Below are 14,391 nucleotides of genomic sequence, written 5' to 3'. Positions count from 1 at the left end.
AAAAACGTTCTTAGCCCGCCAATGGTTAAAGGTCAACCTAATCAGGTAGTCAGCGATGTGCTGTTTACCGCATTTATATTGCGATAATCATTATGGGCGATAGCATTCTTTCACAAGCAGAGATTGACGCACTGTTAAACGGCGACAGCGGAGGTGATGAACCCGAAGCTGTCACCGGCAATGAGACAGACGTCAAGCCTTATGATCCAACGACCCAGCGACGTGTGGTGCGTGAACGCCTTCATGCGCTGGAGATAATCAATGAGCGGTTTGCCCGCCAGTTCCGTATGGGGCTGTTTAACCTATTGCGTCGCAGCCCAGACATCACGGTTGGCCCGATCAAAATTCAGCCATACCATGATTTTGCCCGTAACTTGCCGGTGCCAACCAACCTCAACTTGATACATTTGAAACCGTTGCGCGGAACAGCACTGTTCGTTTTTGCCCCGAGTTTGGTGTTTATTGCGGTTGATAACCTGTTTGGTGGCGATGGCCGTTTCCCGACCAAAGTGGAAGGCCGAGAGTTTACTCATACAGAACAACGCGTTATTAACCGGATGTTGCGCTTAGCGTTAGATGCTTATCGCGATGCCTGGGCTCCTATCTATAAAATAGACGTGGAATATGTCCGTTCCGAAATACAGGTGAAATTTACCAATATCACCACCTCCCCCAACGATATCGTGGTTACGACCCCTTTCCAGGTGGAAATCGGCGCGTTGAGTGGTGAGTTTAATATCTGTATTCCCTTCGCCATGATTGAGCCGTTACGCGAACTGCTGACCAACCCGCCACTGGAAAACTCCCGTCAGGAAGACAGTCATTGGCGTGAAACACTGGTCAAGCAAGTTCAGCATTCCGAGCTGGAACTGGTGGCTAATTTTGTCGATATCCCGCTGAGATTGTCGCAGATACTCAAGCTACAACCGGGGGATGTGTTACCGATAGATAAACCGGACCGACTGATTGCTCATGTCGACGGCGTACCTGTGCTGACCAGTCAGTACGGGACATTAAACGGGCAATACGCCCTACGTGTTGAACATTTGATTAACCCTATTTTGAATGCTCTGAATGAGGAACAGCCCAATGAGTGACCCTAAGCTTCCGTCTGATGATGGAAAGGAATCCGTGGACGATCTGTGGGCTGATGCGTTTAATGAGCAGTTGGCATCGGATAAGCCAGCGGCCACTACTGACGGTGTATTTAAATCACTGGAAGCGCCAGACGCACTGGGCAACCTGCAAGATATCGATTTGATTCTTGATATCCCGGTGAAACTGACCGTTGAGTTGGGTCGCACCAAAATGACTATCAAAGAACTGTTGCGCCTGTCTCAAGGCTCAGTCGTTTCTCTGGATGGCCTGGCGGGTGAACCATTGGATATTCTGATCAACGGCTATCTGATTGCGCAAGGTGAAGTGGTGGTGGTGGCGGATAAATACGGTGTTCGTATCACTGACATTATTACCCCATCAGAACGTATGCGTCGCCTGAGTCGCTAATGACCGCAGCGCAAACAGTGGAGACAACAACCACTGACTCAACATCGTCTGATTCCGTACCGGCTGCCGATATGCCGGTGTTAGGAAATACTCAGGTGACAACACCCCAAACCCCTGTTACCGGGTTTGCGGCCAGTCACCCAGGTATCGCCTCGCAACCAGCCGCCCCGGCAATGCCCGCAGGCTCGGTATTGACCCAAGTTGGCTCGGTGCTGGGCGGTATTTTACTGCTGATTTTATGTGCCGCCTGGCTGGTGCGCCGCTTAGGTTTTGCGCCACAGGCCCGCAACAATAAGCTGTTAAATGTGCGAGCCAGTTGTCAGGTCGGCCAACGTGAGCGGGTGGTCATTGTCGAAGTGGACAACACCTGGTTGGTATTGGGTGTTACTGCACAAAATGTGACACAACTTCATACCCTACCCCGCCCAGCGGTTGACGAAACGAACACCGCACTGTCATCAGAAAATAAAAAGCCGGCTGATAGTGGAAAACCGGCTGACTTTCGCCAGATACTGAATACCTATCTATTAAACAAAAAATCGCTATTAAACAAGAAGTCAAAACCTCCGGAAAAATCGGCATGATGTCCCTGCGTCCGCTCATCAATAAAGTCCCCTTACTGCTACTTGCTCTGTTGTGCTCTCCAGCGGCAATGGCACAACTGCCGGGCATTATTAGCCAGCCGTTGGCGAATGGCGGGCAAAGCTGGTCTTTACCGGTACAGACGCTGGTCTTTATCACCACGCTGAGCTTCCTGCCCGCCGCATTACTCATGATGACCAGCTTTACTCGCATCATTATTGTGCTTGGTTTGCTGCGCAACGCATTGGGCACCCCCTCTGCCCCCCCGAATCAGGTGATGCTGGGTTTGGCGCTGTTTATGACTTTCTTCATCATGTCGCCAGTGTTTGACAAAGTCTATCAAGATGCTTATCTGCCCTTCAGTCAGGACAAAATAAGTATGGAAGTGGCGATGGATAAAGGCTCGCAACCGCTACGTGAGTTTATGTTACGTCAAACCCGCGAATCAGACCTGGCACTGTATGCCCGTTTAGCCAATCTGCCGCCACTGGAAGGGCCAGAAGTGGTGCCAATGCGTATTCTGTTACCGGCGTATGTGACCAGTGAGCTGAAAACCGCTTTCCAAATTGGTTTTACCGTATTTATTCCGTTTTTGATTATCGACCTGGTGGTAGCCAGTGTGCTGATGGCTCTGGGGATGATGATGGTTCCGCCCGCCAGTATCTCGTTGCCCTTCAAGCTGATGCTATTTGTGTTGGTTGATGGTTGGCAGTTGCTACTCGGCTCGTTAGCACAGAGTTTTTATAGCTAAGGTAAATACGTAATGACACCAGAATCGGTAATGGCCCTCGGTGTTGAGGCAATGAAGATAGCCCTTGCGCTAGCCGCGCCATTATTGCTGGCCGCATTGATCAGTGGCTTAATTGTCAGCCTGTTGCAGGCTGCGACACAGATTAACGAAATGACACTGTCATTTATTCCCAAAATACTGGCAGTGTTCGCGACTTTAGTCATCGCTGGCCCGTGGATGCTAAGCCTTATCCTGGACTATATGCGTAATTTGTTCACCAGCCTGCCAACGTTGATTGGCTAAGCATGCTTTCCCTTGATACCACTCAACTTAGCGTCTGGGTCAGCCAATATTTCTGGCCACTGATCCGCGTTTTGGCGTTGATTACCACCGCGCCGGTATTAAGTGAAAAGCAGATAAACCGAAAAGTCAAAGTCGGTCTGGCGGTGTTAATTACCTTTCTGATTGCCCCATCCCTGCCACCAGTGAATATCCCTTTAGTCTCCAGTGGGGCTTTATGGGTCGCTGGACAGCAAGTATTGATTGGGGTTGCCATCGGTTTAACCATGCAGTTTGCTTTCGCCGCTATCCGGCTTTCTGGTGAAGTGATCGGTTTGCAGATGGGCTTATCTTTCGCCACCTTCTTTGACCCCTCCGGCGGGCCGAATATGCCGGTTCTCGCTCGGCTGCTAAACTTGCTGGCGATGCTGTTATTTCTCACCTTCGATGGCCATTTGTGGCTAATTTCTTTATTAGCGGACAGTTTTCATACCTTACCCATTCAATTCGAACCACTTAATGGCAATGGTTTCCTGGCATTGACGCAGGCCGGTTCTTTGATCTTTATGAATGGTCTGATGTTGGCATTGCCGCTTATTACCCTGCTGCTCACCCTAAACATGGCATTAGGGATGCTTAACCGCATGACGCCACAACTTTCTGTTTTCGTTATCGGTTTCCCACTAACATTGACAGTCGGTATCATCTCGCTGGGATTAATCATGCCGCTATTGGCACCGTTTACCGAGCACCTGTTTGGTGAGTTCTTCGATCGACTGGCGGCAGTTATCAGTGGACTGGCGGGGTAAAAACATCAATAAGTGATTTGGATAAGTGAGCATAGCCAACAGCTGCAACTAAAAAAATGAAGAATAGAAAAAGAGGTATGTCACCCAAACCTGAGTGGGAAAAGATGACATACCAAAAAGTGTACCCGGTTTAAGTACACCTAATAGGGAACCTGCGGGGTTGACCCACAGGGTGAAGACAAATTATTTATTCAGTTGGAACAGAGACAAGCCCTGCATATTGGTGAATGTAGTGTAAGAAGCCTGCAATGCCGCTTGCTGCATCACGTAGGATGAGATGGACGATGTCCAATCGACATCGACTAAATCACTCATCCGCTGCTTATTGATAAGTGTCCGGTCACTTCCCAGACTGTCCAGATTATCTAACTCTTGCAATTGAATACCAATCTCAGCCTGTACAGATAAGACATTATTCAATGAGTTAGCCATACCCCGAATACCTTTATCCATATCTGCAGTTGCCTGCTCTTTAACCGCAGCTGTTGCGCCCTGCAACGGAATTTTCAGTGAGTTCAATGCGGTATCAATGGTATTGAAAATATTAGCTTCAGAGGCAACCGGTGTACCGGTAGAATCATTAGGTTCTGGTTTCGCATTGCTGGTTAATGCCATAAAAACACTACTACCGGTGTGTCCAACGGTAATGGAGCGATTGGCATCTACTTTTTGCTCAATCGCTACATCGCCACCTTGATAAGTCACAGCACCCGTCGCACTCACAACGAATGGTGGCTTGTCACTTTGAAAACCAGCAAAGATGTAACGACCATTGCCATCGGTGGTGTTTGCCTGATTAATCAGTTGGTCTTTCAAACCCTGTAACTGAGTCGCATATGATGCACGGTCATCGTCACTCAAAATATCGCTTTTCGCACTAATGATAACACTTTGAATTGACTGAATCGTGCTGGTAGCCTGCGCCAGTACGGTGGTTTCCAGTGACGAACTCTGCCGTGCAAAGCTACGCGCCAAGGTATATTGGCTATTTTCCGACTGGGACTGGGACACCATAACCGCCTGAGAAGCAGACATCGGATCATCAGAGGGGTTGACTACCCGCTTGCCGGTAGAAAGTTGCTGACCCGTCTGCATCCACAGAGATTGAGCATCTGTGATGCCCTGCATATTTTGCTGATACAGCATGCTGGTACTTAAGCGCACGATGTCAGTTCCTTTTAGCAACAGCTTAGTCAGTCGCCCGGTTTTAACCGCAATACTGACTAAACCTAAAATGAGATAAGTAGCGGCATCAATACGTCACCGCTAACCAAACTTAACCACGCAAGCTCAGCAGCGCGTTAAACAATGTAGAAGCAGTTTGGATCACTTGCGCATTCGCCAAATAATATTGCTGAAAACGCTGTAGGTCACCGTACTCTTCGTCCAGGTTTACCCCGGAGACCGACTGCTGTTCCACGGTCAACTGTTTAACAATATTGGCCTGTGCCGTACTATTAGTCTTTGCCGTCGCCGTCTGGTTACCGACATTACTCACCAAACCAGCATAAGCACCTGAAAGTGTTGCTTTACCATCAACCAGTTTCTTGGTTTGCAGATCCAACAGTGCCTGCGCATTGACGTTGTTACTCGCACCGCCATCTTTGGTCCCACTAGCGGCAATCATGCTGGAGTCTTTAATGTCGACCTGCAAGTTAGCGGCCACATTAGACACCGTTTTGATAATGAACTTATCTCTGGCTTGTGGGCCGTTTGCGCCGTTATCAATACTGACGGCCACACCTTCAAAATTTAGCGTCGGCTTCCCATTAGCATCCGTACCCGCAGTCGTAGGAACTTTGACGTTATCTGACAGGCGTGTCACCTGCCAGTTTGTGCCATCAAACTCTACGCTATAATCGCTGGCTTTCACTTTCGATGTGTCAGTGTAAGCCACGGTTAAACCGGCATCACCCTGATTTTTAGCATTTTTTAGCGCTGATGGCTGAGCAAAACTAAAGAAATCAATGCCCGCATCGCCATTAGCATCAAAACCCGCTTTGTGCTGAGTGTTAAAGCTATCAGCCATCACCAACGCCAATTGCCCTAACTGATTACGGGCGCTGTCCAGCGCTTCACTGCGAAACTTCAGGGTTCCGCCCAGTGAACCGGTGCTGATACGGCTCTCATCGATCTCCAGGGTGTCGCCAGTACCATGTTTGTAACCCAGAGTGAGGCGTGTTGCATCAGCGCTGGAGGGGATGGCTTCCACTTGATAAGATTTTGGCCCTTGCACCAGTGACAGACCACCAGCAAATGACACATTGTAAGTGTCACCATCTTGCTGAGTCACCGTCACCGCCACAATCTGGTTTAACTCGCTCACCAGTTGATCACGTTGATCTAGCAAAGCGTTTGGCTCGCTACCACTGCTACCACGCAGGCGAGTGATCTGATCATTTAGCTTAGCGATTTGCTCTGAATAATTATTAATTTGTGTCGCACTGGCACTTATCTTTTGATTGACGCCGGTATCCATATCACGCAGATATTTGTCAGCATTCTGGAATTGGTTAACCAACCCTTCAGCCTTACCCAATACTGTTTTACGCGCAGCATCATCGCCCGCGTTACTCACCAGATTTTGCAAGTTACTAAAGAAATTCTGCATCGTGGTTGAGATATTATTGGAGGTGTTGGCCAGCAAATTATCAATCTGCGAGATTTGTTGATAATAAGTCGTCAATCCACTGCTTTGCGTTTGCGAAGCACGCAATTGGTTGGTAATAAAGGCGTTATATTCGCGATTAACACCGGTCACCGCCACGCCATTACCGATAAAACCCGCAGGGCTTAAGGTGCCGCCATTTTGTGCAAAAATGGTGTTCTGACGGTTATAACCCGCCACCTGGAAATTGGTAATGTTGTTACTGACGGTGCTCAGTGCATACTGCGCCGCGCTCAGACCACTCATCGCAGTATTCATTAAACTATTGGACATGAAGAGATCCTTTTACCGCAGGCGATTCACATCGCGCACCTGCATTTATTAATATGGGGATACTGCCTGAGGAAACCTAAGCCCCCGCACAGCCTATTCAGAGTATCGGCCCGAGTTTGGAAAACTTGAGTGAAAATATGGGTGTTATTACCAGTAAAACCAATGAATAAAGTCGCGCACGTTACAGTGAGGACAGGCAGATCATAAAGACGCCGTACTTCTTTTGTTACAACAAGCATCCCTGGAGGCTCGAGCCGTGCCCTCCCTGGCACGGACGCTTTACTTTTCTGCCTATCCTCCCCTCACCCATAGATATTGAAGATTTTGGAGACCAAACACTGCCCAATCCCCAAATAACCCATTAGAAGAGATCACCCAAGTCGCTGCTGTAGGCTTTTACCGCCTGTTCGCCGGCATTCTTCATTTGCTGAATAACGGTGACCAGTTTTTGAGCATATTGCGGATCGGTGGCATAACCGGCACGTTGCAGAGCATGCGCGCCTTGTTCAGGGCTTTGCGCGGCAGCGACGTTGGCGTAGCGCGGATTTTGAGTCAGCAACTTGACATAATCACTAACAGCCTCGACGTAGGAGCCATAAACACGGAAGCGGGCTTTGGTTTTCTTCGCCACACCTTGCTCATACTCGGTAGTGGTGATTTCACTGACCGGCCCATCCCAGTTGCTACCTGCTTTGATACCAAAAACGTTGTAGCTGGACTTACCATCGGCTGTTGGGATTTCACGTTGCCCCCAACCAGATTCCAGCGCGGCCTGCGCCATAATAAGCTGATGGGGAATACCACTCTGCTGACTGGCAATTTGTGCCGGAATCGACATGCGCGCGACAAAATTACCCGTGCTTTGTGGCAGTGATGCTGAATGGTTGGCCGGTGGTGTCGGCATTGCGCGACGCACCATCTGCTCCAATGCTTGTGCTGGAAGGGTTTGCAGGACTTCGTTATCCAGCATCATTGGCACTGTGCCAGCAGTTTCACTGGGCGACGTCGTCCCTGAAAGCTGCTCCACCATCATATCTGCCAGCCCTAACCCCTTGACCGACATTTGCTGCGCGATCTGCTGGTCATACATTGAGGTATAGAGCCGCGTCTGATCACTGTTCATGACACCGTCCTGCGGCAAGGCAGAACGCATGCTTTTCAGCATCATCTGCACAAACATCCCCTCCACCTGTTGGGCAACTTTCTTTAGATTGCCATCAGGATCTCTTGCCGCGTCACGTTTTAAGGTGTTCAGTGACTGGGCGTCATAAGCCGCCCCGAACATGTCATTGGCGGTGCCGGACCTGGCCATCAAATCACTCATTAGATAATTTCCAATTTAGCCCGTAAGCAACCGGCACTTTGCATCGCTTGCAAGATAGACATCAAATCAATCGGTGTCGCCCCCAAAGAGTTCAGGGCGCGCACCACATTATTCAGATTCGGGCTGGCATTGACGCGTTGCAATGCACCACCTTGCTGCTGAACGGAAATCTGGGTATTAGGTGTCACGACTGTCTGACCACCACCAAAGGGAGTATCTGGCTGGCTAACGGTATTTTGCTTATCGATAACCACTGACAGATTCCCTTGCGCCACAGCACAAGAGTCGAGCATGACATTGCGGTTCATCACCACAGAGCCAGTACGTGAGTTGATGATGACCTTGGCATCACCTGCATCAATATTCACCGGAATATTCTGAATGTCAGCCAGGAAACGCACCTGAGAACTGTTGCCACGCGGCACCAAAACCTGAATAGTACGGGCATCAATAGCCGTTGCGGAACCCAAACCACGTTGGCGGTTAATGGCATCACTGACCTGCTGTGCCGTGGTGAAATCTTCAGTATTCAATTGAAGATTTATCACACCATCAGTCCCAAAAGTGGTCGGCAGTTCGCGTTCGATAGTTGCGCCATTGCTAATGCGCCCCCCCGTCAATTGGTTGACCTGAACACTGCTCCCCCCAGAGGAAGCCCCGGCCCCGCCGACTAATACGTTCCCCTGCGCCAAGGCATAAACCTGATTATCAACCCCTTTTAGCGGGGTCATCAGCAGCGTACCACCCCGAATACTTTTGGCATTCCCCATTGAGGACACCACCACATCAATGGTTTGCCCGGCGCGGGAAAATGCCGGCAACTTAGCGGTGACCATCACTGCAGCTACGTTTTTGAGCTGCATATTGGTGCCCGGTGGCACAGTAATCCCCAGTTGGGACAACATGTTGCTCAGACTTTGTGTGGTAAACGGTGTTTGCATGGTTTGGTCACCGGAACCATCTAAACCGACCACCAGGCCATAACCAATTAATGCGTTATCGCGCACGCCCTGAACGGTCACCAAATCGCGGATACGCTCGGCTGACGCCGGTGATGAAACCAGCGTGAACAGCACAACAAGCTGCAGTATAAATTGAGTGATAAGTGACTGTTTACGCATTAATGGGCCTCTTAGTATGGCGAAACATTAAGGAAGAACCGCTGCAACCAGCCCATGGTTTGCGCTTCATTGATATAACCATTACCCACATACTCGATGCGTGCATCAGCCACCTGAGTTGACGTCACGGTATTGCTGCCGCTGATGGTGCGTGGGTTGACAACCCCAGAGAAACGAATGAATTCAGTGCCCTGATTAATGGCGATCTGCTTCTCGCCCACCACATGCAAGTTGCCGTTAGCCAGCACTTGATTCACTGTCACGGTAATAGTGCCACTGAAGGTGTTATTCGCATTTGCGCCCCCCTTGCCACCAAAGGTGTTATCACCAGAAATATCCATATCCGCACGCGCATTACCCAGTAACCCTTCGAGATAGCGAGGTGCTGTCGCGACACCAAATTTGCTGGAACCATTACGGCTCGCATTCGCTGAAGAGCTTTTGCTGGCACTGACGTTTTCCTGCAAAGTGATTGTCAGCGTGTCCCCGACATTACGTGGGCGACGGTCTTCGAATAGGGGCTGATAACCATAATTCATCGGCTGGGCAGCCTGGAAAATAGAACCATTCGGCAGTGGCGCACTGGCGGGTGCGGGCTGTGCTGAGGTGGTGCCTTCCACCAGAGGTTTATGCGGAATATACGCGCAACCATTGAGCAGCATCGCCGTCAACGGTATACAGATCCATTTCAATTCACCTGATTTGCGCAGCGGCTTTCTGTCCATCTCTGATTATCAGTCCTGTAACCTGTTGGAGGCCGCGATAGCCAGCCTCAAATACGCATTATTCTGTGGCCGTCAGGGGGCTAAATTGCCCCCCGAGAGCAGATTTACAGCTGTGTCAGTTTTTGCAACATCTGATCTGAAGTTGAAACCGCTTTACTGTTGATTTCATAGGCGCGTTGCGTCTGGATCATGTTAACCAACTCCTCCGCCACATTGACGTTAGACGTCTCAACATAACCCTGATACAGCAAGCCGCCGCCGTTCAGACCCGGCGTAGTTTCATTCGGTGCACCGGAACTGGCGGTTTCCTGATACAGGTTCTCGCCGACACTTTCCAAGCCACTGTTGTTGATGAAGGTGGCCAATGTCAGTTGCCCAACTTGCTGAGTGGCAGTTTGCCCCGGCAAGGTGACACTGACGATGCCGTCACGGCCAACTGTCATTTTCATCGCGTTAGCTGGAATGGTAATCGCCGGTTGTATCTGAAAACCGCCGGAGGTGACCAACTGGCCATTTTGGTCCGTCTGAAAAGAGCCATCACGGGTATAGGCATTGGTGCCATCAGGCATTTGCACCTGAAAGAACCCCTCGCCTTTAATAGCAACATCTTTGGTGTTATCGGTTTTGGACAGGTTACCCTGACTGTGTAAACGCTCAGTGGCGACCGGGCGAACACCGGTACCAATTTGTAAACCCGATGGCAATGTCGTCTGCTCGGAAGATTGTGCTCCCGGTTGACGCATGGTTTGGTACATCAGATCTTCAAAAACCGCCCGTTGGCGTTTAAAGCCGTTGGTGCTGACGTTCGCCAGGTTGTTGGCGATAACATCCATATTGGTCTGCTGTGCATCCAGGCCAGTTTTGGCAATCCAGAGTGATCGGATCATCAGTTTATTCCTCTGCGCCTAGGCGCTTAGCTCATTGCTAACAGTTGATTGGCGCGCTGTTCGTTTTCATCCACACTGTGGATGACTTTCATCTGCATTTCGAAACTACGAGCATTGGCAATCATGTCGGTCATAGCTTCAACCGCTTTCACATTACTGCCCTCCAGCACGCCCGGCATAATCTTGATAAGCGGGTCATTCGCCAACTGAGCGCCACGCGCCTGTTGTGTCTCAGGTGTCAGATGGAACAAACCGTCGTCACCGTGCATCACTTCACCCGCCGTTGCTTTGACCCGTTTAATTTGGCCAAGCTGAGCGATGGTATTCGGTGAGTCACCAGCGTTCAGTGCCGAAATAGTCCCATCGGCAGCAATGGTGACCGCCGCCTGAGGAGGCACGTCAATCGGGCCGTTATCACCCATAAGCGGGTAACCCTGCACGGTCATTTGCCCATCAGCCGAAATTTGAATATTCCCGTTACGGGTATATGCCTCAGTGCCATCGGGCAGTCGAACCGCCAAATACCCATCTTGCTGTAAGGCCACATCCAACGGGCGACCGCTGTAGTTTATCGTCCCCTGACTGATATCTACGCCGGGGGTCGATGCCGTGACCATGGTGCGAGTGGCCATACTTGGCCCATCAATAGGCACGGCTCGCATCGCCGCCAACTGCGCGCGAAAACCCGGCGTCGAGGCATTGGCCAGGTTATTAGCGGTAACCGCTTGCAGTTCGAGTGACTGCCGTGCAGCCCCCATTGCGGTGTATATTGCGTGATCCATGAGCGAGTCCCGTTAGTTCGATTAACGCAGGTTAACCAGAGTTTGTAAGATCTGATCCTGGGTCTTGATGGTTTGCGCGTTAGACTGGTAGTTACGCTGCGCCACAATCATGTTGACCAGTTCTTTACTCAAATCCACGTTTGAGGATTCCAATGCACCACTGGTCAATCTCCCAAAACCGCCGCTGCCCGCTGTCCCGAGAATTGGGTTACCAGATGAAAGTGTTTCTTTCCATACGTTATCGCCTTCGGATGACAAACCTTCAGGGTTGGCAAAGTTGACCATCACGATTTGACCGAGCAACTGGGTCTGCGAGTTGGAATAGGTGCCGACCACCGAACCGTCGTTATTAATCTGGAAGCCCGTAAATTCACCGGCGGCATAACCCGTTTGGTTTTGGGTGACAATGCTATCTGTACCGGTATTTTGCTGCTTACTACCCGCCACACTCAGTGTGAAAGTTTGTGCCGGTGCACCGTTAACCACGCCCATTGGGATAGTCAATGTGAAATCAGTTGTACTGGCTGCGTTTGTACCATTGATGACACTTTGCAGCGCGCCGTTGGTGTCAAACGTCATGGAACCACGTTTATCCGCCGTTTCAGCCGGTTTAGCACTGCTATCAAGGGTGTAGACATCCCAGGTATTACCCGCCGTGGTGCTTTCAGAACGTTTAACGTAGAACACATTGATTTCATGGCGGTTACCCAAGCTATCGAAGGTGGTCATGTTATTGACGAAACTGTAGGTGCTAGGTTTGGTAGAATCAAACGTAGTGGCAACAGGAATAACATCATGTGTTGAGGTCAGGTTAGCGACCATGACACCCGAGGTTGTTGCCTTAGCTGGGATCATATTCTGCGGCACAGACAGCGGAATTGGGTTTGCACCTTGCTGTACGGTCGGTGGGGTGCCGGTTGCCGGGTAGCCAGTCAGGCTCAAGCCCTGCATATTGACGATATTGCGTTTCTCATCTAGTTTAAACTGGCCGTTACGGGCATATAAAACGCCGCCACTGCTGTCTTGCATCCGAAAGAAACCACTTTGACTGATAGCCAGGTCCAGGCGGCGGTTAGTCGTCGTAGGCGTACCATCGTTAAAGTCCTGAGTAATCCCTGCAACCTTAACGCCCATACCGGTCTGAGAGCCTGCAAACATATCGGCAAAAGAAACTGAGCCGGCTTTAAAACCTGACGTCGCCGAGTTGGCGATATTGTTACCGATCACATCCAGATTACTGGACGCTGCGTTCAAACCGCTGACTGCTTGAGAAAAGCCCATTTTCTTCTCCGTTAGATTCGGGGTCCGTGACAGACCTTGAGCATCGATGACATATCAAATGCTACTTTTAAAAATGATGGTGAATCAGTTCGAATCATTGGCTCACCGTAATGTTGTTTTGCTACTGCTGGTTCTTGCAGCCCTTTGGGACGGCATCTACCCTAAACAATTCGAGTTGCAGGAAGGCGGCAAGTGAGATAATCCCGATGAGCTTACTGTGGTAAGTGATTCGGGTTATTGAACGTAGCCAACGCGCATGCAGCTTGAAGTGTGACGGGTATAACTGATTTACAGAATCTGACGGACCTTATCCATCGTGATGGTGCCCGCCAGACCGAGATCCAATTTAGGACCGTCGCTACCCCGGGTGACACCATTGACAATGGCATAGCTCAATGGTGCGGCAACGACTTGTGCGCCCCCATTGGTCGCGGTGATCGAGACGGTATAAGCACCATCGGGTGCATTGCCGCCAGCATCCAGCGAACCATCCCAGGTAAAGGCATGCACACCCGCCGTCAGGCCGCCAATCTCAATGGTTCGGACGGCCACACCATTGCTGTCGCTGATAGTGGCGGTCACTTTGTCTGCGGCTCGCTCCAGCTCAACACCAAAGGGTGTTGTGGTGACCACACCATCTTTGCTGCCGGCCAACACGTGAGTCCCAGGCACCATTACACCGCGGCCAATCAGGCTGCTCGCTTGCAAGGATTGGCTGTTATCAATCTGACCTGAGATAGAACCCAGAGTGGTATTCAACTTCTCAATGCCACTCACGGTGTTGATCTGCGCCAATTGCGTGGTCAACTCGTTGTTTTGCATTGGGTTGGTCGGGTCCTGATTTTTTAACTGAGCAACCAACAATGTCAGAAAACTGTTTTGCAGATCTTGGCTGCTACTGCCGGTGGTCGAACTGGTACCGGTAGGGCTGTTAATACCGTAATCGCTATCAGTCAGGGAATTCGTAATGGCCATTTATGCAGGCTCCTGTTATTGACCCAGTGTCAGCGTCTTGAGCATCAAGGATTTAGTCGTATTCAGTACTTCAACGTTGGCTTGATAGCTGCGTGAAGCTGAAATGGTGTTCACCATTTCGCCGGTCACATCAACATTCGGCATACGAACATATCCCTTGGCATCAGCCAGTGGGTTGCCGGGTTGAAAGACCAAACGATCCGGGGCCGGGTCATCGATTATCTGTGCCACACGCACGCCGCCGGTTTCTTGCCCCGGCTGAGCCGCCACCTGAAACACCACTTGTTTAGCGCGGTAAGGTTGACCATCTGGGCCTGTTACGCTGTCGGCGTTCGCCATGTTACTGGCGCTAACGTTCAACCGCTGCGATTGGGCTGATAATGCAGAACCGGCAATATCAAAAATATTCAGTAAAGACATACGTCTTATCCTTGTTGTAACACTGACAT

General features: G+C 50.4%; 17 protein-coding genes and 1 pseudogene. 8 read left to right on the top strand and 10 right to left on the bottom strand.

Going from position 1 to position 14,391, the window contains the following annotated elements; all coding sequences use genetic code 11:
• The 7 genes and pseudogenes from fliL to fliR form a co-directional block, all read left to right on the top strand.
• A pseudogene (gene fliL, locus ACNSO8_RS09605) lies at positions 1-87 on the top strand (flagellar basal body-associated protein FliL); the annotation flags it as partial.
• Between the two features lie 5 nt (positions 88-92).
• Positions 93-1,097, top strand: a complete 1,005-nt coding sequence (gene fliM / locus ACNSO8_RS09600; protein ID WP_418394471.1) for a flagellar motor switch protein FliM — start codon at positions 93-95, stop codon at positions 1,095-1,097.
• Complete coding sequence (gene fliN / locus ACNSO8_RS09595) at positions 1,090-1,506, top strand: flagellar motor switch protein FliN (RefSeq protein ID WP_005160399.1); 417 nt, start codon at positions 1,090-1,092, stop codon at positions 1,504-1,506. Before fliM ends, fliN begins: the two co-directional genes overlap by 8 nt.
• Entirely contained in the window at positions 1,506-2,090 is a 585-nt protein-coding gene (fliO, locus tag ACNSO8_RS09590) for a flagellar biosynthetic protein FliO (RefSeq protein WP_418394470.1), read from the top strand. Before fliN ends, fliO begins: the two co-directional genes overlap by 1 nt.
• Positions 2,087-2,839 (top strand): flagellar type III secretion system pore protein FliP, encoded by a 753-nt coding sequence (gene fliP, locus ACNSO8_RS09585; RefSeq protein ID WP_418394469.1) that lies wholly within the window; start codon positions 2,087-2,089, stop codon positions 2,837-2,839. The genes fliO and fliP overlap by 4 nt, the downstream gene beginning before the upstream one ends.
• A gap of 12 nt (positions 2,840-2,851) precedes the next feature.
• The gene (gene fliQ, locus ACNSO8_RS09580; RefSeq protein WP_004392156.1) at positions 2,852-3,121 is read left to right on the top strand and encodes a flagellar biosynthesis protein FliQ; all 270 of its coding nucleotides are present in this window, start codon (positions 2,852-2,854) and stop codon (positions 3,119-3,121) included.
• A 2-nt stretch (positions 3,122-3,123) separates the two neighbouring features.
• The gene (fliR, locus tag ACNSO8_RS09575; protein WP_418394468.1) at positions 3,124-3,906 is read left to right on the top strand and encodes a flagellar biosynthetic protein FliR; all 783 of its coding nucleotides are present in this window, start codon (positions 3,124-3,126) and stop codon (positions 3,904-3,906) included.
• Between the two features lie 183 nt (positions 3,907-4,089).
• On the opposite strand, the gene flgL is transcribed toward fliR, so the two are convergent.
• The 8 genes from flgL to flgE form a co-directional block, all read right to left on the bottom strand.
• Positions 4,090-5,070, bottom strand: coding sequence for a flagellar hook-associated protein FlgL (gene flgL / locus ACNSO8_RS09570; protein WP_418394467.1), 981 nt, complete (start codon positions 5,068-5,070; stop codon positions 4,090-4,092).
• 112 nt (positions 5,071-5,182) lie between these two features.
• Entirely contained in the window at positions 5,183-6,847 is a 1,665-nt protein-coding gene (flgK, locus tag ACNSO8_RS09565; RefSeq protein ID WP_418394466.1) for a flagellar hook-associated protein FlgK, read from the bottom strand.
• 361 nt (positions 6,848-7,208) lie between these two features.
• Entirely contained in the window at positions 7,209-8,171 is a 963-nt protein-coding gene (flgJ, locus tag ACNSO8_RS09560; protein WP_418394465.1) for a flagellar assembly peptidoglycan hydrolase FlgJ, read from the bottom strand.
• Entirely contained in the window at positions 8,171-9,292 is a 1,122-nt protein-coding gene (locus tag ACNSO8_RS09555) for a flagellar basal body P-ring protein FlgI (RefSeq protein WP_418394464.1), read from the bottom strand. Before ACNSO8_RS09555 ends, flgJ begins: the two co-directional genes overlap by 1 nt.
• An 11-nt stretch (positions 9,293-9,303) precedes the next feature.
• Positions 9,304-10,017 carry a flagellar basal body L-ring protein FlgH gene (flgH, locus tag ACNSO8_RS09550; protein WP_418394463.1) on the bottom strand — a complete coding sequence of 238 codons (714 nt, stop codon included), beginning with the start codon at positions 10,015-10,017 and terminating at the stop codon, positions 9,304-9,306.
• A 104-nt stretch (positions 10,018-10,121) separates the two neighbouring features.
• Positions 10,122-10,904, bottom strand: coding sequence for a flagellar basal-body rod protein FlgG (flgG, locus tag ACNSO8_RS09545; RefSeq protein WP_418394462.1), 783 nt, complete (start codon positions 10,902-10,904; stop codon positions 10,122-10,124).
• Between the two features lie 26 nt (positions 10,905-10,930).
• Positions 10,931-11,686: a flagellar basal body rod protein FlgF gene (locus ACNSO8_RS09540; protein ID WP_418394461.1), complete on the bottom strand. Its 756-nt coding sequence runs from the start codon at positions 11,684-11,686 to the stop codon at positions 10,931-10,933.
• Between the two features lie 21 nt (positions 11,687-11,707).
• Positions 11,708-12,967 carry a flagellar hook protein FlgE gene (flgE, locus tag ACNSO8_RS09535; protein ID WP_418394460.1) on the bottom strand — a complete coding sequence of 420 codons (1,260 nt, stop codon included), beginning with the start codon at positions 12,965-12,967 and terminating at the stop codon, positions 11,708-11,710.
• A 46-nt stretch (positions 12,968-13,013) separates the two neighbouring features.
• On the opposite strand from flgE, the gene ACNSO8_RS09530 reads away from it, so the two are divergent.
• Positions 13,014-13,163, top strand: coding sequence for a hypothetical protein (locus ACNSO8_RS09530; RefSeq protein ID WP_418394459.1), 150 nt, complete (start codon positions 13,014-13,016; stop codon positions 13,161-13,163).
• Between the two features lie 92 nt (positions 13,164-13,255).
• Here the strand turns inward: ACNSO8_RS09530 and flgD are convergent, their stop codons facing one another.
• Entirely contained in the window at positions 13,256-13,942 is a 687-nt protein-coding gene (flgD, locus tag ACNSO8_RS09525) for a flagellar hook assembly protein FlgD (protein WP_418394458.1), read from the bottom strand.
• A gap of 15 nt (positions 13,943-13,957) precedes the next feature.
• Positions 13,958-14,362 (bottom strand): flagellar basal body rod protein FlgC, encoded by a 405-nt coding sequence (gene flgC / locus ACNSO8_RS09520; RefSeq protein ID WP_005168794.1) that lies wholly within the window; start codon positions 14,360-14,362, stop codon positions 13,958-13,960.
• Positions 14,363-14,391: the final 29 nt, after the last annotated feature.

This window comes from Yersinia sp. LJYL362 (assembly GCF_048323875.1).
The sequence above is the reverse complement of the archived record's forward strand: the minus strand, read 5'-3'. Positions and strand labels throughout refer to the sequence as shown.